The following is an 18,801-nucleotide window of genomic DNA, read 5'->3' as shown; positions in this document are numbered from 1 at the left end:
TAGGGACGGGATAGTGCATCTTCCCTACGGTTCGTTCAACACTACCCCACCCGCTTTTATTTCCTCAAGTGCTCCTCTAACCACTCCTTGAGGACCACCGCATGGTTGACCGTGCGGTTGGCGGCGGCGAAGAGGAGGGTGGCGTCGGCAAGCGCACGCAGCTGGGCGAGCTCGTCGGAGTCATTGTTATCGAGCTCGGCCTTGTAGCGGCGGGCAAACTCGTCGAAGCGATCCTCGTCGTGGTTCCACCACTTGCGCAGCTCGGGGCTCGGCGCGACGTCCTTGAACCACTCGTCGTAGGCTAGGTCGCTCTTGGCGACGCCCCGGGGCCACATCCGATCCACCAGCACCCCAGTGCCTTCGATAGTGTCCTCGCCCTTGACTACGTCGTGAACCTTCGCCGTCTTAAACATTGATCCCCTTTACGCGGCGGCCGAGCTCGCGGGAGATTTCACGGTCTTGGTCGCGGCGCTTAATATCCTCTCGCTTGTCGTAGTCCTGCTTACCTTGGGCCAGCGCGAGCGAAAGCTTCGCGTAGCCATTCTTGAGGTAGACCTTGAGCGGGACCAAGGTCTTATTGCCGTTGCGCACCTGCCCGTAAAGCTTGTCGATCTCGCGGCGGTGCAGCAAAAGCTTGCGGGTGCGCCGCGGGCTGTGGTTCGTCCACGAGCCCATGGAATACTCCGGAATATGCAGGTTACGCAGGTACACCTCGCCATCATCGATGGTGGCGAAGGCATCATTGAGCGAGATTTTTCCCTCCCGCAGGGATTTGATCTCGGTGCCGAGCAGGACGATGCCGCACTCGTATTCCTCGAGGATCTTGTAGTCATGCCGGGCCCGGCGGTTGGTAGCGAGCGTTGCTTCGCCGGACGCCGCCTTCTTATTCTTCTTGCCCTTCTTAGCCATAATTATGGCAGTGTAGTGCCCTTTTAGCCGGCCCGGCAAACGGGCTATTTGCGCACATAGGACCGCAGGGCGATATGTGCTGTGACGGCGGTGACCACCAGCGCCAGCAAGCCCACGAGAGGCAGGGCAATCCAGAGGTCGCCAGACTTCATGGGGGCGAGCAGCTGGGATTCATACAGCCCTTGCAGGGATGGGTCCACCACTTGGGATTTGCCCAGGAAAATCCCGGCGCCACCCAAGACCACGCCGATGAACGAGGCCAGCACTGCTTCCACCACGAACGGCGCCTGCGTCATCCACCGGCTCGCGCCCACCATGCGCATGATTTCCGTTTCGCGGGTGCGGTGGAACGCGGCGATCTGCACCATGTTGGCGACCAAGAAGATGGCTGCCACGGACATCACGATGGCCAGCACAAAGGTGGCATTGCGGATAGCATCCAGGTTGCTTGCGGCATCGCGCACTTCTTGCTGCTGGTCGACGACGTCCTCTACCGCCGGGTTATCCCTAATCGCATCGATCGCAGAAGCGTCTTCTGGATCCTTCAAGCGCACGTGGAACGCTGCCGGCAGTGCGTCGGGCGAGGTTTGTTCCACCATGACGGGGTCGGTGTCTTGGAAAAGCTCCTTGAACCGCTCATAGGATTCCGCACGGTTGCGGTATTCCACGGACTCCACGGAATCATCCGCGTCGAGCTGGCCCTGGAGATCCGCGCAGGCCGGGGTTAAGCAGTCCGGGTCGCCGGCGGAGATGTCCTCATTGAGCTGGACCATGACCTCGACGCGGTCGAGGTAGATCTCCTTGGTGTCCTTGGTCAGGTTGGTCACCATGATGCCGGCAACAACGAGGCCTACCGCAATAGCGGTGGTGATGATCATGGCGATGGTCATGGTCAGGTTGCGGCCAAGGCCCTTGGTGGCCTCGCGGAAAATAAATCCTAGCTTCATGCTTCCCCCTCGTACATCGCCTCGTGCTCGTCGCGCACGAGGACTCCATTGCGCAGCTCCAGTACGCGTTTGCGTGCCCTATTGACGGCGCGGGCATTGTGGGTGGACATCACCACGGTGGTGCCACGGCGGTTGATGCCCAGCAGCAAGTCCATGATCTCGTCGGCGGTGGAGGGATCGAGGTTGCCCGTGGGTTCGTCGGCAAGCAGCAGCTTCGGCCGATTGACCACGGCGCGCGCAATGGCCACGCGCTGCTGCTCGCCGCCGGAAAGCTCGTGCGGATACGCATCGCGGCGATCCTCTAGGCCCACCAGATCCAAAACCTGCGGGACCGAGGTGGAGATGCGGTACTTGCTCTTGCCAATAACCTCCAGTGCAAAGGCCACGTTTTGATACACCGTCAGCTTGGGAAGCAGGCGAAAGTCCTGGAATACATAACCAATGGACTGGCGCAGCGCGTTGATCTGCTTGCCCGAAAGCTCGTTGACGTGGAAATCATCGAAATAAATATCGCCCTTGGTCACGTTGCTATAGCGCACCATGAGCTCCAGGAAGGTGGACTTACCGGAGCCGGACGGGCCGATGAGGAAGGCGAACTCGCCATCCGCAATCTCGAAGGACACCCCGTCGAGCGCTGGGCGAGACTCGGCGGAGTAGGCCTTAGTCACGTTGTCGAATCTAATCACGCGAATCACTGTAGCAACTAAAGTTGACACCACGCTGTGAACTGTATTTAAGTAATGTGGTCTAAGACACTAATTTGTTCCGACCGATCGACAGAAAGTGCCGATACAATGGCCGAAACCGAAACTAAAGAAAAACCACGTTCTGCAAGCGGCTTCCTGGGCGCTGTGGAAAAGATTGGCAATAAGCTGCCGGATCCATTCTGGCTCTTCGTCATCCTCGCAGCCATCGTCGCTGTGACCTCGTGGCTGGGGCACCTCATTGGCATGACCGCCGAAGACCCCAAGACCGGCGAAACCATCGAAGTAGAATCCCTGCTGACCACCGAGAAAATCTCGCGCATGGTCACCGACGCCGTGGAGAACTTCACCAGCTTCCCGCCGCTCGGCGTCATCCTTGCCGTGATGCTCGGCGTGGCCGTGGCGGAGCAGTCTGGCCTGCTTTCCGCTTTGGTGCGCGCGATGGTCACCAAGGTCAGCGCCAAAATGCTGACCTTCGTTGTCGCCTTGGCCGGCGTGACCGGCTCCGTGGCCTCTGACGCCATCTACGTCATCCTGATCCCGCTGGGCGCAATGGCCTTCCACGCCGTGGGCCGCTCCCCCATCGTGGGCGCGATGGTGGCCTTTGCGGCATCGTCAGCCGGCTTTAATGCCTCGCTGATTCTCAATATCACCGACCTCCTGCTGGCGGGTATTTCTACCCCGGCTGCACAGTTTGTGGACCCCGAATATGAGGTCAGCCCGCTGGCCAATATCTTCTTTGTCATCCCATCCGCCATCGTGCTCTCGCTCATCATTACCGCGGTCACGGAATTCCTCATGGTCAAAAAGGCTCGCGAGCTGGTGGACCACGATCACATCAACTATGAAGAGGTGTCTTTTTCCAAGGCCGCCGGTGGGGCCGGCGCGAATGCAGAGGAGGATGAAGAGTACGACTTCACCGACGATGAAGAAGCGATGCGCATCAAGCCCAACGAGCAGCGCGGTTTGATTGCTTCCGGCATCGCACTCTTGCTCTTCCTTGCCGCCTTCTTTGCACTCCTATTTATCCCTGGCTCCCCGCTGGCAAGCCAAGGGGATAGCTTCATGGAGTCGCCGCTCATTAGCGCCATCGCGGTGCCGATTGCCCTGGCTTTCTTGGTGTGCGGCATCGTCTACGGCTTGGCGGCAGGCACCGTGAAGTCTTTTGCTGATGTACCGGAGTTTATGGCCAAGGGCATCGAGACCCTTGTCCCCATGCTGGTCCTCTTCTTCGCGGTGGCACAGTTCCTCGCCTGGTTCGAATGGTCCAACCTCGGCGTATGGACCGCCATCAAGGGTTCCGAACTGCTCCAACACTGGTCCTTGCCACCGCTAGTCATGTTTGCGGCACTGGTGGCCATGGTCGCACTGCTTAACCTCTTCATCACCTCCGGTTCCGCCCAGTGGGCGCTGATGGCCCCGGTCATCGTACCGATGATGATGTATGTGGGCGTCTCCCCCGAAGTCTCCCAGATGCTCTTCCGTATTGGTGACTCCCCAACCAATATCATCACCCCAATGTCGCCCTACTTCGCGCTGGCGTTGACCTTCTTGCAGCGCTACTACAAGCACGCGGGTGTGGGTACCTTGATGTCGCTCGCCCTGCCTTACTCTCTGTGCATGATCGTGGGTTGGTTCGTCTTCTTTGTCATTTGGTATCTCATCGGCATCCCGCTGGGACCGGGCGCACCGATGGACTACGTGGGTTAGGTCCATAGAGATCAGGCCGAACTGAGGATTTTCTCCCCTCAGTTCGGCCTTTTTGCGTTCAATTCAGCCCGATCAGTATGGACCTAAGCTTGGTCTTCTTGTTGCTGCATGCGCCAACGGATACCGGATTCCAGGAAGCCATCGATATCGCCATCGAGCACCTTGGAGGGATCGCCCACCTCAAAATTGGTGCGCAGGTCTTTGACCATCTGATACGGGTGCAGCACGTAGGAGCGCATCTGATTGCCCCAGGAGGCATTGCCACCGGCGCCCAACGCATCGAGCTCAGCTTGTTCCTCCTGGCGCTTGCGCTCCAGCAGCTTCGCCTGCAGCACGCGCATGGCCGAGGCCTTATTTTGAATCTGCGACTTTTCGTTCTGGCAGGTCACCACAATGCCGGTGGGAATGTGGGTCAGGCGCACCGCAGAGTCGGTGGTATTGACGGATTGCCCGCCCGGACCAGAAGACCGATAGACATCGACGCGCACATCATTATCCGGGATATCGATGTGGTCGGTCTGCTCCACCACCGGCAGGACTTCCACCTCGGCGAAGGAGGTCTGGCGCCGCCCCTGGTTATCAAAGGGCGAGATGCGCACTAGGCGGTGCGCACCCTGCTCCACGGAGAGCTGGCCGTACATGTATTCACCGTGGACCACAAAGGTCGCAGACTTGATGCCTGCTTCTTCCGCATAGGAGATGTCATAGACATCCACCTTATGACCGTGCTTTTCCGCCCACCGCGTGTACATGCGCATGAGCATCTCGGCCCAGTCGGCCGCGTCCACACCGCCCGCGCCAGAGCGGATATTGATAACCGCCTCGCGCGGATCATACTCACCAGAAAGCATGGTGGTGACCTCCAGCGATTCGATAGCAGATTCCAGGGAATCGAGCTCATCATCCGCCAGGGAGGTATCCCCCTCTTCTTCCGCGAGTTCGTACATCACGGGCATATCCTCCAGGCGCCCGCGCAGCGATCCCAGCTTGCGGACCTTAGCCTGCGCTGCGGAAAGCTCGGAGGTGACCTGTTGCGCGTGGGCGGGGTCGTCCCACAAGGACGGGTCGCCGGCCTGGGCCTCTAATTCCCGAATGCGGGCAGCCAAAGCCTCCGGGTCCATGACCTTCTCGATGGTGGTCAGGGTGGTTTCCAATTGCTTGAGCCGTGCTGTTACTTCGGGACGCATAGGCCCCAATCCTACCCACCCGGCCGGCATAATTAGCCATCGGCCGCGTTTAGGGTGACAATGGTGGGCATGGATCAAAAGCCGAGCTTGCAGGAGATGATCGATGCGGTCATCAAGACCTTCATTGTCGCGCACGCGGATGACGGGGATGCGCACCTAGCGCAGGCCCTTGTCTATAACGCCGGCCGCCTGGCCTGGCGCTTGCGTGAAATGGGCGTCGACGTAGAGCACAAGACTTCTATCTCGGACGTTGTTACGGATGCGGACAGGGCGGCCGAGCGCTTCGTCGCGGGCGTGCTCGAAGCCGTGCGCCCGGAAGACGGCATCCTCGGCGAAGAGGGTGCGGCCCGCGAGTCCCAGTCCGGGCGCACCTGGGTCATCGACCCAGTTGATGGCACCTACAATTTCTCCTCCGGTTCCGATTATTGGTGCTCTGCCTTGGCGCTTACCGACGCCACGGGGATCACCCTCGGCGCCGTCCACCGCCCCGCCATGGGGTACACCTGGTTCGGCGGACGGGACTACCCCACTTCCCTCGACGGCAAGGAAGTAGCTCGCCTGCAGGAGAAGCCGGCCGAGCAGATTTCACTATCCACGTACCTGCACCCAACCTCGCTGGCGGATGAGGATATCCGCGGGGCATGGCAGCGCGTGGCGGAAAACTTTGCTACAGTCCGTATGCTCGGTGCCGGTTCTGTTGACCTGTCCTCCGTGGCCGATGGCACATGGGGCGCATGGATGCAGCATTCGGTGGCGGATTGGGATTGGTTCCCCGGCAAAGCCCTCGTGGAGGCAGCCGGTGGTGCTGCCCGCAAGGTAGAAGCCGGCGGCGTCGAATGGTGCCTCGCTGGCAATAAACAGGTAGTGGATCAGATGGAGGATTGGCTCCGTGGGTAAGTTCAAAGAAGACTTGGGCCTCGCACTCGAGCTGGCGGGCCATGCCGATGTAGTGACCATGCATCGTTTCGAGGCCTCGGACCTTTCCGTCAAGGAAAAGCCAGATATGTCCCCCGTATCGGATGCGGACCTCACCTGTGAGAAGCAAATCCGCGAATCCCTCAAGCGCTCCCGCCCGCGCGATGAAGTGCTGGGTGAAGAATACGGCGGCGAGGCCTGCTATAAGGGCCGCCAGTGGGTCATCGATCCCATCGACGGCACCAAGAACTTCGTGCGTGGCGTCCCCGTATGGGCCACGCTCATCTCCCTTTTGGAAGATGGCGAACCAGTAGTCTCGGTAGTTTCCGCACCCGCCCTGCGCCGCCGTTGGTACGCCGCCAAGGGCGCTGGTGCCTTCCGCGTTTTCGGCGGCGAGCCGAAGCGCCTGGGCGTATCCCACGTGGAAAAGCTCGCCGATTCTTCGCTGGCCATGAGCTCGCTAACCGGATGGGCCGAGCGCGGCCTGCGCGATCAGTTCCTCGCACTCACGGATAAGACCTGGCGCCTGCGCGGCTATGGTGATTTCTGGTCCTACTGCCTCGTGGCCGAAGGCGCGGTAGACATCGCCGCCGAACCCGAGGTGTCCTTGTGGGACCTCGCCGCGCCCTCCCTCATCGTGACCGAGGCCGGCGGCACTTTCACGGATCTGGACGGAAACCCCGGCCCGCACGGTGGATCCGGCGTCGCCTCCAACGGCCTGCTCCACAAGCACGCCCTAGCCGCGCTGCAAGGCTAGGAATTTCTCCGCAGCTGGAGCAGAACTGGGCCGCGGCGCTCGGAAACCGCACCCGAGCAACCACCCGCCTGCGCGCAACTGCCGCAGCCGCCCGTGGGGCACGAGGTGAGCGATTCGCGCACCAGCTCCGCACTGCGCTCGAGATGGGCGAGGATCACTTCGATGGTCCCCTGCCCCAGCCCGGTAGCTTTCGCGATCTCGGCGGGGTTGGATTTTCCCTGTTTAATGGCCTCCTTAACCTTCTCCGTGGGGCTCATAGGAAGACCTTGAGGACCTGGAATACTCCCACCGCGAGGATCCAGGCGGTGGCGAGCTGAAGGGCGAAACCGATAAGCGTCCATTTCCAGCCTATTTCCCGCCGCTGCGCGGCTACCGTGGCCACGCACGGGGTATAGGCCAAGAGGAAGACCATATACGCCCATACCGCCGCGAGCCCATGCCCGCCAGAGGCTGCATCAAAATCAGCGCGGATATGGCTCGCTAGTGGGGATTCTGCTTGCTCTTCTGGGGCATCATCAGTGACGTCTTCTACCGCATAGGTTTGCGCCCAGGTAGAAATGAGAGTCTCCTTGGCCACGAATCCGGTGACCAACGGGCCTGTCAGTGACCAAGAATCAAAGCCAGCCGGGGCAAAGACCGGGGACATCACCTTTGAGACCGCACCATAGGCGGAATCCTCCGGCGGTACCGCACCCTCGTTGAAAGAGTGCCCACCGGTAACCGGAATGGACATGAGCAACCAGATGACCACCACGGTGGCTACGATGATGCCGCCGGCGGTATGCAAGAAGCCTTTCAGACGCACCCACATCACCGACAGAGTGAGGCCAAAGGTGGGCAGCTGATAGGCCGGAAGATCGATAACTAGGGCTTCGGCCGGCATGGCGCGCCACACCGTGCGGCGCAAGGCGAGGCCTACCAACACCACCAGCGCGATAGACAGCACGTACATGGCGAATACCGCGGAACCAGCATGAGCGGGGAAAAACACCTGCGCCAGCATCATGAACACGATGAGCCGGGCCGAACAGGAAGTGAAAGGAATAAGGAGGCAGGTGAGGATGCGATGGCGGACGTCGCCAAGCACGCGTGTCGCCGAAATCGCCGGAACATTGCAGCCATAGCCCACCACGATGGGGATAAAGGCCTTGCCTGGTAGGCCAATGGCGCGCATAACTCGGTCAGTGACCACGGCCGCGCGCGCCATATAACCGGAATCCTCCAGCACGGCTAGACACAGGAACATCAGGGCCAGCAGCGGGGCAAAGGTCAGCACCATGCCCACACCCCCAATAAGGCCATCTACCAGCAATCCCGAGACCAACCAGTGGTCTGGGAGGAGGCTGCGCACGGCATCAGAGACGGGACCGGTGATCAGTGCCTCCAGGCCGTCCTGCAGCGGTCCCGCAACCGTAGTGGTAATGAAGAAGACAGCCCACATCACCGCCAGAAATAGAATCGGGCCGAGCACGGGGTGCAGCACCACGCGGTCCACGCGCTGGCTAAGCGGTTCGCCGACGTCCGTCCTGGAAACGGCAACCTTTTCCGCGGCGTCCAGATCCGCAAAGCGTTGATCCAATTCTGCGTTGGGCCGGATAGTCTGTGGCTCCGTCTGCATTGCTTTTGCAACGGCACCCTCCAGCGCATCTAGTTTTTCTCGGCGGCGACCATTGACGCTGACCACCGGCATGCCCACGGCGCGCGATAGCGCGGAGGTATCGATGCTTATGCCCTGCTGCTTGGCGACGTCCTCCTTGGTCACCCCAATCACTACCCGATACGGGTACTCCGCGATCTGGAAGGCAAGGTTCAGCCCGCGCGCCGGCGCAGTAGCATCCACCAACACCACAACCACATCGGGGCGCTCACACGGTGGGCACTCAACGAGCATATCGCGGGTGAATTCCTCGTCCGGGCTCATTGGATCCAAGGAATAAGCACCGGGCAGATCGATGATGTCGAACGCCTCTGGCTGCGCGCTCCACAAACCACGACTGACTTCTACGGAGGTACCCGGCCAGTTGCCGGTCTGGACCTTCGCTCCGGTCAACGCGTTGAACAAGGTAGATTTGCCGGAATTTGGAGCCCCGACCAAGGCGAGGACAGGCGTTCCCTCCGCGGCGATACGCATGGAGGAGGTGGAGTGGCAGCTTGGCGCTGCGGTCTTGCGCGCCATTATGCTGCCACCGGGATAACTTCCAGCTGGCCAAGCGTAGCCGCATCCACCGCGTACCGGGCGGTACCCACGGTGACCAGGCGTGCCCCGCCGGCCACCTTGCGTCCGATCTGCACGCGCACTCCTGGCCGGAATCCCAGTTCACGCATACGCAGCGCCAACGCCGGCTGCTCGTCGATGGCGTGCTGCAAGCAGCACTCAGGAAGTTCCACCAAAGCGTCCACCGGTGCCTGATCGGCGCGCATACACTCGGATTTTTCACACCCCGGTTTGCGCCGGGTGCGGGACAATAAGGACAGCTGCAACATCGCGCGGTTACCTCGGTTCTCTCTGACCGGACCATGCCGGTGATATTAGCCACACCTAAGTAGCTACTGGATAAGGCTATCCTTAGTCCGCCTAAGCTTTTCACACAAGGGCCGATTGACTGTGATTATCGGCACTAGTCATAAGCGAAAACGCCCGCTCCCTGCAGCAGCGGGAGCGGGCAAAGGGTTAGGCGCGGCTAGTCTTGTGGCAGAGTAAAACCAGCGCCTACACCGCCGCGGCGGTTCATATCCGCCAAGACCGCATCCATATTGGTGGCAGCAGTCGGGTTATGCACCGGCCCCTGCAACGGGGTACGGCACGGGAAATTGACCGGCAGGAATCCACCGGAAATGGAGCCAATGAGTCGGCCATTGACGAGCAATGGCGCACCAGAATCACCCATCATGGCGCAGACTTGATTTACCTGAATCTTCTTTGCCTGCTGATAGGTAATGCCACAGGTCTTGCCGGTGGCAACGCCCTGCTTGCAGGCCTGCTGCCCTGGCTTGACGCCACCGCCCAACTGATTCACGGTCACGCCATTATAGGAACGGGACACCTTTGCCTTGGAACCAAACTCAATAACGGCATAGTCCAAGTCCTCATTCTTGGACACCACGGTGCCCGTCGGGCCGATCTGCTCCGAATCGGCAGAAGTAACTGGGTCACCTACATTGCCGCAGTGTCCGGCGGTCAGACCCACCTTGCGACCGGCATTATCGTTGCCTGCCACGGTCAGAGTGCACATCGTCTTGTCATTGACGTAGAGCGGGGTGCCTGGACCATAGAGGGACTCACCCTGATTCATGGCTGCAACAGACTCTTCTGGAATGCGTGGGGCATCAAACATGGAACCTGGCACGCGGTGCAGCACGTAATCAGCCTGCGGCTTTCCCGCGGCTACCTTGGAAAAACCATCATTTTTCCACTTGTAGTTCGGATTGGTGCCCTTCGGTTTAAACTCCGGCTGGGTGGCCTGCTCCGCTAGGCCGATGGGATTCGGGTTGGTCATCGGCTCCGCGTACTGCGCCTGCTGGGCCGTGTGCTGCACGGCTTGCTGCGCGTTGCGCACAGAGGAATCTACGGCGTCGGTGACGTTCTTATCCACCTGCGGGGTTTGGATGCCTACCCCAGCCAGGCCATCTCGGACCTGGTCAATAATCCCTGCGGAATCGAAATCCGGCTGGGGCAATTCCTGGGCGCCTGCGGCCGGGGATCCCAGGAAAACGCACCAGCGAAAGCCGAGCCCACCAGGACTTTCTTAAGGTGCGGAATGCGAAGCATCAAGGTACCTACTTTCAGTTGTCAACATCGTGCAAGCTCGATACTGGCACGAAAAAATTGTGGAAGCAGCAAACTCCTGTGACTGTGTCCAAGCCGTTATATTTCTGCCAGAATTCGGGGGTGGTCACCCCTCCCCTATCATCGGGCGCATGGTCACACCGCTGTCTTATTCCGATACTTCTGGCTTTCCGCAGCTGCACATGTCACGAGTCATCGACGCTGATTTTGATACCGCCGCATACCGGCTTTTCCGCTGGTCAATACAACGCAGCGGCCTTTTCCGCGTGCGCCCCACCCATGAGGTGGTGGAGCTCGGCGCGGAGGTCACCATGGGCCTTGGCCCATGGGATTTTCGCTGCCGCGTGGTCGATGTATTCCACGCGGACGGCCGCTGCGGGTTCACCTACGGCACCCTTCCCGGACACCTCGAGCGCGGCGAGGAGACCTTCGCTCTGGAGCGCCTGCGCGATGGCCGCACACTGCTGCTTATCGACGCCGCCTCAAAGCCCTTCCTCCCCTTCCTGCGCCCCGTCGTGGACGTGCCGCGGCGCCTCCTGATTAGCCGGCTCTACCTCCACGCTTTGGACGATTAGCCGGATTGCGCATACGACAAAAGCCGCGTCCCCAACCCCTGGGAAAGCGGCTTAGTATCAACGCTGGTTAGTTCTTGCGCTTGTCCTCGATGGACTCGCGTGCATCGCGCACAGCGCCCTTGACGCGGTCAAAGAAGCCACCCTTCTTCGTGGACTCCTCTTGGTACTCGTGTGCCTTGTCTTCCACGAAGCCCTTAGCGCGCTGGAACGCATCGCCGACGGCGCTACCAGCCTCGGATGCCTTGTCCTTTAGCTGATCCAGGCGCTCAGAGGACTGCTGACCGTTGACGTTGTCCTGGTTCGGCGCAGTAGCAACACGCTCTTCGTTTGCTTCGCCTACGATGTGCTGGCTGGGCGCGTAATCCGAGTTATCCTCGTCCAGCTTCTCCTGCAGATCTGGCTGCTGCGGGGCGGAACCAATGTGCTCTTCCTTCGCCTCACCTACGATGTGCTGGCTCGGCGCGTAGTCAGCGTTGTTCTCATCCAGCTTCTCCTGCAGGTCCGGCTGCTCGGCAGCTTTAGCCACATGTTCTTCCTCCGCTCCAGCGACAACGTGGTTCTGCGGTTCATACTTGCTTGCGGTGGACTCATCTCCGTCCGCAGACGGCTTTCCGACCGGCTTGGACAGGCCGGCTGCACCTGCGGCACCAGCTGCAGCTGCAGCGGACTGCGAGGACTTGTCAGATTTAGCTGCCGAAGACGCGGTGTCTTTAGATGCTAGGTACTTGTATTCGTTGCGGTCCAAGTCGACCTCGTGGCCTAGTTCGTTTGCCATTGCTACGTACTCCTTTAAATAGATTTATCTTCTTCCTTCTAGGGTTCCAGAAAATTCAGGAGCGTGCACGGAAATGGGTATGGGAAAGCGTCGACCGGTGGAGGGATCAGTCATCTCTAAACACTCAACATGGAAGGTTTCGCGTACGAGTTCAGCAGTCATCACCTCCTCGGTGGCCCCTTCGGCCACAATGCGTCCCTCACGCATGGCTACGATTCTATCGGCGTAACGCGCGGCATGGACCATATCGTGGACCACCATGACCACTGTGACCCCGGTGCCATTGAGATCTCGAATCAGATCCAAAATGGACAATTGGTGCGCGGGATCGAGGTAAGTAGTCGGCTCGTCAAGCAAGGTAATTGGCGTTTCTTGGGCCAAAGTCATAGCGAGGAAGACGCGCTGGCGCTGACCACCGGAAAGATCTGCCGCGGGGGCGTCGAGAAGCTCGCTCACCCCAGCACGCGAGGCAGCACGCTCAACCGCTGCATGATCTCCGGCCCGCATCGTCGCTAGCGCCCCTGTATAGGGATATCGGCCATAACCGATGACGTCACGCACTAATACCCCTTCCGGAGCCACGGGATGTTGTGGCAGAAAAGAAACTTCACGGGCAAAGGCACGCGAGGAATACTTGCTGATATTTTGGTCCGCGAGGTGCACCGCGCCTGCGCTGGGCGTAAGTTGGCGGCCCAATGTCTTGAGAAGCGTCGATTTGCCACAGCCATTCGGCCCGATCAGAGCGGTTACTTGACCTCTGGATAAATGAAGATTTACGTCCTTGACCACATCGGGTCCACCGTAGCCCACGGTTAATCCGCTGCACGTCAGTGTCATGTCTAGCCTCCGTTTCGCACTCGGGTCAGTCGAGTCAATAGGAAAATGAAATACGGTGCACCGATCAGCGCGATGAGCGCGCCAACGGGGATTTCCGTGGGGGCGAAGGCCCAGCGACCGAGCGTATCGCATGCGGTCACAAGGACCGCGCCGCCTAGGGCCGCCACGGGTATTTGCCGGCGCAGGTTCGCGCCAACAACCAAGCGAGCAGCATGGGGGACGATGAGTCCGGCGAAGCCCAAGACCCCGGCCGCGGCGACTCCCGCGGCACCGAGGAGGACGGCTAGGGCTACTGCTATTAGGCGCCACATCTTGGTGCTCACGCCGATGCCGGCCATGGTCGAATCATCCAGCACGAGCATATCCAGGTGTCTTGCCACCACCATTGCGACGGTTAGGGCGAGAAGGATAAAGGGGGCGACAATGGTGGCATCGCCAAGCGAGCGGGCGTAAAGCGAACCTTTCAGCCATGTCATGGCCGCTCCTGCCTCTGGGGCGGCCCGCACTAGGAGCAATTCGGTGATGGCGCCCAGCCCAAAAGATACCGCCACCCCGGTAAGGGGCAGGCGCACCGGATCGCTTGCCCCGCGCCCGGCGAGGAGAAGAACCAGCCCAGTTCCAGCCAACGCTCCAATAAAGGCTATGAAAGTCAGCAGGTGGGCCGGCAGGGCGCCTGATCCCATGAGTACCGCAACGGCCGCGAGTCCGCCGCCGGAGGTAATACCCACCGTATCTGGTGCGGCCAAAGGATTGCGTAGCGCGGACTGCAATAGACAGCCAGAAACGGCCATGGCAATACCGGCGCAGATTCCCACCAAGATCCGCGGCGCGCGGTACTTCCAGATGAGCGGCTCTCCGGTAACGAAGGCGGTGATCACCTCGCCCGGCGGTTTCATCACCGCACCGACGCCCATGCCGATGATTGCGCTCAACGCCAACGCCAGGATGAGACCTACTAGCACCCCAACAAATCTCTTATGCCGCATGCTTCCTCCTCCCCAGCGCATGGACGGACCACAACACTAATGGCATGCCAGCCAAAGAAGTCACGATGCCCACTGGGGTCTCGGCCGGTGCCCAGATTCCCTGGCCAACCGAATCGGCCACCAAAAGCACCGCTGCTCCAACAATTCCAGCCACGCACAGCCCCATGCGGTGGTGCGGGCCGCACACCCGCCACGCTACGGCCGCGGCCATCAACCCCAAGAAGCCAATCGGCCCAGTTGCAGCTACGGCCGGAGCAATAAGCACTACCGCCGCCACAATGGCTGCCAACCGAATGCGCTCCGGCTTCGCGCCGACAGCACCAGCCACGGCATCGCCTGCTACGAGCAAGTCCAGCGTTTTTGCACCGACTAAGGTCAAGGGAACCACGACCAGCACGGCAATCAGCGCCGGCATGATACCGCTTAGGCGCACACCGGCAAGCCGACCAGAAAGCCATGACATCACCGTAGCCAGTTGAGCTTCATCTACTACCAAGAAAATGGAGGTCAATGCGCTACACAGCGCGGAAACAGCAACGCCAACGAGTACCATGCGCTGGATCGCACCGCTCTTACCGACGCCCACCGTCACCCCCACAGCAATCCCCGCACCCAACAGCGCACCGGGCAACTGGTCAACACTCGAGGTTTCGCTTCCTATAAACATTGCTGTTGCGACTGCGCCGAGTGCCGCACCGGAGTTCACACCAGTGATGGACGGATCGGCTAGCGGATTCGCAGTTGCCGTCCGCAGCAATAACCCGCCTACCCCTAATGCGATACCGACGACCGTGGTGGCAAGGAGACGGTCAAAGGCCACGCTATGCAGCTCTTCTTCCAGCCACGGGGTATCAGCTGGCACCTGAACATGGCGAAGCCGCCACCACCACACGAAGGCGACGGCAGCGGTTGCAAGGACCAGGCAGGCGCTGGTTTTAGTTCGAGGTGCCACTACTCTTCAGCGGCGATGATGTCATCGAGCATATGCTCGGCGGAAAGCGGCCCGCGGGCGCGCGACCAGATATCTTGGTCCACCTCTACGATGTCGCCGCTACCCTTGGCATAGGGCGTCTTTTTAAACGCATCGACGTCCTTGTACATAAAGACTAGGTCAGCCTTCATACCAGGGAGCTTATCGCCGGTCAGTTCCGCTACATCAGTCTTGGATTCGATGGATGACTTCTCACCTTCGAAAGCATAATTATAGCCCACCTCACTCAGTAGCGACTGGGGGAAGGAAGGGTTGACCCAGGTATAGAGCATCTCACTGGACCACCCAGCCACGACCGCACGACTCCCCGGCTTTACCGTGTCCTTGGTCTGAGCAATCTTGTCCTCGATGCGCTGACGGACATCTTTAGCCTTTTCCTCTTTGCCGAGTTTGGCCGCGATCTCATCCATCGAGTCCAGCACGTCCGAGTAAGTTTCATCTGGGTAGGATTCCGTCTGCGCAATCTCTTCCAGCTGCGGCATGATATCAGCTTGACGGGTAGGGCTAGCCAAAATCAGATCTGGTTCCAAAGACTGGATAACCTCCAAGTTCGGCTGCTTGGCTTGGCCCACGGAGGTCGCCTGACCTAACTGGCCCTTCAAAGTAGTCGGTGCCTCCGACTTACCGATTTCCACGATTCCCACTGGGTCCACATCGAGGGCCTTGAGAATTTCCTCGTAGCGCCAATCAAGCGCCACAACTCGCTCGATCTTCTTTTCTCCGTTTCCTTCAGAAGAAGAATCAGAAGAACACGCAACAAGGCCTGCCCCTACAGCTAAGGCGGATACGAACGCAAGAACTACACGCACTTTCGTGAAATATTTTAGCATAGCTTTACCTTAGATTAATAAGGGTTTGCTGTCTAGGATTGATTACTTGTCTCGCCAATACCGACGATATAGCCACGTTATGAGCGCCATAAGACACCGAAGTGACAGTGGCGTGGTGCACGTACGCATCCCCTTGTTTCTTCAACCCCTCGGCGCCGGAAAAGTTCATCGTTTGATGGAGGCACGCGAAAAGCATTCATATATGCATTGCTACCACTGTCATCGGACGTCACTACCTAGACCAAAACCAGCACTACTCAGCAGGGACATAAATCCCTACAACGCTCTGATCTACCGCAGCTTCCAATTCCTGACGGCTAATCACGTATTTGCGGCCCAATTTTCCCCTCCAATGTAGAACTCGTCACCCTTGATAGCATTCAGATCCGCCACAACAGGAAGGGTTTCAGGAACCCCAATCGGGCCGATACGATTGCGCGATGGGCGGACGCTGCTGCTTATCGATGCCGCCTCCGAGCCCTTCCTGCCCTTCTTGCGCCCGCTTGTCGATATCCCCCGTCGCCTGCTCATCCGCCGGTTCTACCTGCACGCGCTGGACTAGCACGACAGCACAAAGGCCGCTGCCTCTCCCCCTACGGGAAAAGCAGCGGCCTACGCGTAGTTAACTACTTGCGCTTCTCATCGAGATTATCGCGAGCCTCGCGCACAACGTCTTTCACGCGGTCAAAGAAACCGCCCTTCTTACCAGATTCTGAACTGCTCCCCATTAGTTGGACTGAGAAATCAGTTGCCAACAACTAGTGGGGAGCATTTTCTTTGAGAGCACGTAGTTCGCTGAGTGAAGTTCAGCGTGAGCAGTTAGTGGAGCTTTTCGAGCAGGGAATGGGTTGCCGAGCCGCTGCTCGTGTTGTCGGTGTCTCGAGAGACGCAACGCGTAGACTTTATCGCCGTTTCCAACTGCGTGGCAGACTATGTCTCGTGGAGAAACCAAACAAGCAGCACTACTCCTTCGAGGCGAAGAAGGAAGTTGTAGAACGTCATCTTGCGGGTGAGTCGATGATGGATCTTGCCCGAGAGTTCAATCTTTCATCCGACCACCTCGTCAAGGACTGGGTGGCTAAGTGGCGCAGAGGCGGCGACGAGGCTCTGCGCCCGAAGCCGAAGGGCAGGCCCAAAGGATCGGCTGCGCCGAAACGCCTCACGGAAGAGGAAAAGCTTCGCCGCCAGGTTGAGCGGCTGGAAGCGGAAAACGCCTACTTAAAAAAATTGCGAGACTTGAGGAACCAGGGACACGCCTGAAAGCCCAGGCAATCGTCATCCTCAAGTCACACCACCGCTTGGACTACCTCCTGGATGCGGCCGGCATGGCACGCTCGACATTCTTCTACCACCAAAAACGACTCACCGCACCGGATAAACATGCCGAGCTCAAACAAGCGATCCGGGACAGTTTTCAGCGCAACAAACACCGCTACGGCTACCGGCGGGTACTGCTCGACCTGCGTAACCAGGGCTGGGTGGTCAACCACAAACTTGTCTACAAGCTCATGCGCGCCATGGGCTTGAAAGCCAAGATCCGCCAGCGCAGGCCCTACATCTCCTACACTGGCACAATCAGCTACATCGCTGAGAACACACTCGAGCGCAACTTCACCCCCGATAGGCTCAACACTGTCTTCGTCAGCGACGTCACCGAGTTCAAAGTCGCTGGCCGCAAGGTGTATCTCTCACCGGTGATGGACCTGTTCGACCGCTCAATCGTCGCCCACACAGTGGCCACATCGCCGTCTACGGCGTTTACCTCGGCTTCGTTGGCGCAGGCGATCAAAGCGTGTGCTCCAGAGCCGGGCTGGATGATCCACACCGATCAAGGATTCCAATACAAGCACTCATCATGGCGCACCCTGATTAGCCAGCACCAGGGAGTCCAATCGATGTCACGCAAAGGCAACTGCTACGACAACGCGGTCATGGAGAACTTCTTCGGCCACCTGAAAACCGAGATGTACCACGGAGAAGCCTTCGACACCGTCGCAGAGTTCAACCAGGCAATCGACGAGTACATCCGGTGGTACAACACCGAACGCATCCAACAACGACTCAAGGGTCTAACCCCGATGCAATATCGAAATCAGACCCTTGAAGCCCTAACCGCCTAGAATTAAACCAGTCCAACTTTCGGGGGGCAGTTCAATCCTTCCTGGTACTCCTGGGCCTTGTCTTCTACAAAGTCCTTCGCGCGGTTGATGGCTTCTTCGACGACATTGCCGGCCTCGGTGACCTTGTCCTTCAGGTCATCAAAGTCATCGCGCTCATCATCTTCCGCATTCTCTTCCGGCTGCTCCGGCGCGGTGCCGATGTGCTCTTGCTCGGCCTCGCCCACCACATGCTGTAAGGGCTCATAGTCCGCGTTATCCTCGTCCAACTGTTCTTGCAGATCGGGCTGCTCCGCCGCAGTGCCGACGTGCTCTTCCTCAGCGCCGGTAACGACGTGGTTCTTTGGCTCGTAATCGCTCTGGGTCGCGGCATCATTCTGCTCATCTGTGTTCGCCGTTACGGCGGCGTCGGCAGCAGCAGTTCCAGCAGCTGCAGCTCCTGCGGCCCCAGCTCCCGCTGCCGCAGCCTTGCCGGATTCAATCTTGTTGCCCTCGGCATCAGTGGATGCCAGGTAGGTAAACTTCTCGCGGTCCACGTCTACTTCGTGGCCAAGGGCGCGTGCAGTTTCTTTAGCCATTGCTTTGTACTCCTTAACTAGATCTATTTTCTCCTATCCTAGCGTTCCAGAAAGTTAAGGTGCGTGCACGGGGAACCGGAATTGGAAAACCGGAAGGCTCTTTTGTGATTTCGGTGTCCCTCCCTTCAGTGAGAGATACGGCTGAGCCTCGGGTTGTTCAAAACAACCGCGTTTCGCCAAAAATCGAGCCGAAAAG

General features: G+C 59.4%; 19 protein-coding genes and 2 pseudogenes. 6 read left to right on the top strand and 15 right to left on the bottom strand.

Features of this window, described 5'->3' with window-relative positions; genetic code table 11:
* Positions 1–56: 56 nt before the first annotated feature.
* The 4 genes from ACKFRX_RS04025 to ftsE are packed head-to-tail and all read right to left on the bottom strand — an operon-like array spanning position 57 to position 2,542.
* A complete protein-coding gene (locus ACKFRX_RS04025; RefSeq protein ID WP_150851431.1) occupies positions 57–413 on the bottom strand; it encodes a DUF488 domain-containing protein in 357 nt (118 codons plus the stop codon).
* On the bottom strand, positions 406–909 hold the full coding sequence (smpB, locus tag ACKFRX_RS04020) for an SsrA-binding protein SmpB (RefSeq protein WP_005322310.1): 504 nt from the start codon (positions 907–909) through the stop codon (positions 406–408). Before smpB ends, ACKFRX_RS04025 begins: the two co-directional genes overlap by 8 nt.
* 44 nt (positions 910–953) lie before the next feature.
* Positions 954–1,856, bottom strand: a complete 903-nt coding sequence (gene ftsX / locus ACKFRX_RS04015) for a permease-like cell division protein FtsX (RefSeq protein ID WP_150851430.1) — start codon at positions 1,854–1,856, stop codon at positions 954–956.
* A complete protein-coding gene (ftsE, locus tag ACKFRX_RS04010; RefSeq protein WP_150851432.1) occupies positions 1,853–2,542 on the bottom strand; it encodes a cell division ATP-binding protein FtsE in 690 nt (229 codons plus the stop codon). Before ftsE ends, ftsX begins: the two co-directional genes overlap by 4 nt.
* 108 nt (positions 2,543–2,650) lie before the next feature.
* On the opposite strand from ftsE, the gene ACKFRX_RS04005 reads away from it, so the two are divergent.
* Positions 2,651–4,270: an AbgT family transporter gene (locus ACKFRX_RS04005; RefSeq protein WP_408928158.1), complete on the top strand. Its 1,620-nt coding sequence runs from the start codon at positions 2,651–2,653 to the stop codon at positions 4,268–4,270.
* Between the two features lie 83 nt (positions 4,271–4,353).
* Here the strand turns inward: ACKFRX_RS04005 and prfB are convergent, their stop codons facing one another.
* The gene (gene prfB, locus ACKFRX_RS04000) at positions 4,354–5,457 is read right to left on the bottom strand and encodes a peptide chain release factor 2 (protein WP_408928157.1); all 1,104 of its coding nucleotides are present in this window, start codon (positions 5,455–5,457) and stop codon (positions 4,354–4,356) included.
* A gap of 60 nt (positions 5,458–5,517) precedes the next feature.
* Between prfB and ACKFRX_RS03995 the strand changes: the two genes are divergently transcribed.
* Both ACKFRX_RS03995 and hisN read left to right on the top strand, forming a co-directional pair.
* Positions 5,518–6,354 carry an inositol monophosphatase family protein gene (locus tag ACKFRX_RS03995; RefSeq protein ID WP_049378796.1) on the top strand — a complete coding sequence of 279 codons (837 nt, stop codon included), beginning with the start codon at positions 5,518–5,520 and terminating at the stop codon, positions 6,352–6,354.
* A complete protein-coding gene (hisN, locus tag ACKFRX_RS03990; protein WP_198492690.1) occupies positions 6,347–7,129 on the top strand; it encodes a histidinol-phosphatase in 783 nt (260 codons plus the stop codon). Before ACKFRX_RS03995 ends, hisN begins: the two co-directional genes overlap by 8 nt.
* On the opposite strand, the gene ACKFRX_RS03985 is transcribed toward hisN, so the two are convergent.
* From ACKFRX_RS03985 to ACKFRX_RS03970, 4 genes and pseudogenes are all read right to left on the bottom strand, one after another.
* Positions 7,126–7,386: a MarR family transcriptional regulator gene (locus tag ACKFRX_RS03985; RefSeq protein WP_284811858.1), complete on the bottom strand. Its 261-nt coding sequence runs from the start codon at positions 7,384–7,386 to the stop codon at positions 7,126–7,128. The two genes, hisN and ACKFRX_RS03985, sit on opposite strands and share 4 nt — an antisense overlap.
* The gene (gene feoB, locus ACKFRX_RS03980; protein ID WP_408928156.1) at positions 7,383–9,305 is read right to left on the bottom strand and encodes a ferrous iron transport protein B; all 1,923 of its coding nucleotides are present in this window, start codon (positions 9,303–9,305) and stop codon (positions 7,383–7,385) included. The genes ACKFRX_RS03985 and feoB overlap by 4 nt, the downstream gene beginning before the upstream one ends.
* Positions 9,305–9,550, bottom strand: a complete 246-nt coding sequence (locus ACKFRX_RS03975) for a FeoA domain-containing protein (protein WP_408928155.1) — start codon at positions 9,548–9,550, stop codon at positions 9,305–9,307. The genes feoB and ACKFRX_RS03975 overlap by 1 nt, the downstream gene beginning before the upstream one ends.
* 260 nt (positions 9,551–9,810) lie before the next feature.
* Positions 9,811–10,898 (bottom strand): annotated as a pseudogene (locus ACKFRX_RS03970) (S1 family peptidase).
* Between the two features lie 149 nt (positions 10,899–11,047).
* Between ACKFRX_RS03970 and ACKFRX_RS03965 the strand changes: the two are divergent.
* Positions 11,048–11,491 (top strand): DUF1990 family protein, encoded by a 444-nt coding sequence (locus ACKFRX_RS03965; protein ID WP_239273496.1) that lies wholly within the window; start codon positions 11,048–11,050, stop codon positions 11,489–11,491.
* A gap of 67 nt (positions 11,492–11,558) precedes the next feature.
* Here the strand turns inward: ACKFRX_RS03965 and ACKFRX_RS03960 are convergent, their stop codons facing one another.
* Genes ACKFRX_RS03960 through ACKFRX_RS03940 form a run of 5 tightly spaced genes read right to left on the bottom strand, consistent with a single transcriptional unit; the run spans position 11,559 to position 15,910 of the window.
* Positions 11,559–12,266 carry a kinesin gene (locus ACKFRX_RS03960; RefSeq protein ID WP_239273495.1) on the bottom strand — a complete coding sequence of 236 codons (708 nt, stop codon included), beginning with the start codon at positions 12,264–12,266 and terminating at the stop codon, positions 11,559–11,561.
* A gap of 24 nt (positions 12,267–12,290) precedes the next feature.
* Positions 12,291–13,103: an ABC transporter ATP-binding protein gene (locus ACKFRX_RS03955; RefSeq protein WP_049378789.1), complete on the bottom strand. Its 813-nt coding sequence runs from the start codon at positions 13,101–13,103 to the stop codon at positions 12,291–12,293.
* A 2-nt stretch (positions 13,104–13,105) separates the two neighbouring features.
* Complete coding sequence (locus ACKFRX_RS03950) at positions 13,106–14,089, bottom strand: FecCD family ABC transporter permease (RefSeq protein WP_408928154.1); 984 nt, start codon at positions 14,087–14,089, stop codon at positions 13,106–13,108.
* Positions 14,079–15,011 carry a FecCD family ABC transporter permease gene (locus ACKFRX_RS03945; protein ID WP_408928266.1) on the bottom strand — a complete coding sequence of 311 codons (933 nt, stop codon included), beginning with the start codon at positions 15,009–15,011 and terminating at the stop codon, positions 14,079–14,081. The genes ACKFRX_RS03950 and ACKFRX_RS03945 overlap by 11 nt, the downstream gene beginning before the upstream one ends.
* A 29-nt stretch (positions 15,012–15,040) precedes the next feature.
* The gene (locus ACKFRX_RS03940) at positions 15,041–15,910 is read right to left on the bottom strand and encodes an ABC transporter substrate-binding protein (protein ID WP_225745791.1); all 870 of its coding nucleotides are present in this window, start codon (positions 15,908–15,910) and stop codon (positions 15,041–15,043) included.
* Between the two features lie 433 nt (positions 15,911–16,343).
* Between ACKFRX_RS03940 and ACKFRX_RS03935 the strand changes: the two genes are divergently transcribed.
* The gene (locus tag ACKFRX_RS03935; RefSeq protein ID WP_255632095.1) at positions 16,344–16,472 is read left to right on the top strand and encodes a hypothetical protein; all 129 of its coding nucleotides are present in this window, start codon (positions 16,344–16,346) and stop codon (positions 16,470–16,472) included.
* 297 nt (positions 16,473–16,769) lie between these two features.
* Positions 16,770–18,030 (top strand): annotated as a pseudogene (locus ACKFRX_RS03930) (IS3 family transposase).
* 2 nt (positions 18,031–18,032) lie between these two features.
* Here the strand turns inward: ACKFRX_RS03930 and ACKFRX_RS03925 are convergent.
* Positions 18,033–18,605: a kinesin gene (locus tag ACKFRX_RS03925; protein ID WP_408928153.1), complete on the bottom strand. Its 573-nt coding sequence runs from the start codon at positions 18,603–18,605 to the stop codon at positions 18,033–18,035.
* Positions 18,606–18,801: the final 196 nt, after the last annotated feature.

The sequence above is a fragment of the Corynebacterium tuberculostearicum genome, from assembly GCF_046097465.1.
Classification (GTDB): domain Bacteria; phylum Actinomycetota; class Actinomycetes; order Mycobacteriales; family Mycobacteriaceae; genus Corynebacterium; species Corynebacterium tuberculostearicum_I.
Note: the sequence above shows the minus strand (reverse complement) of the source record. Positions and strands in the feature narration are given on the sequence as shown.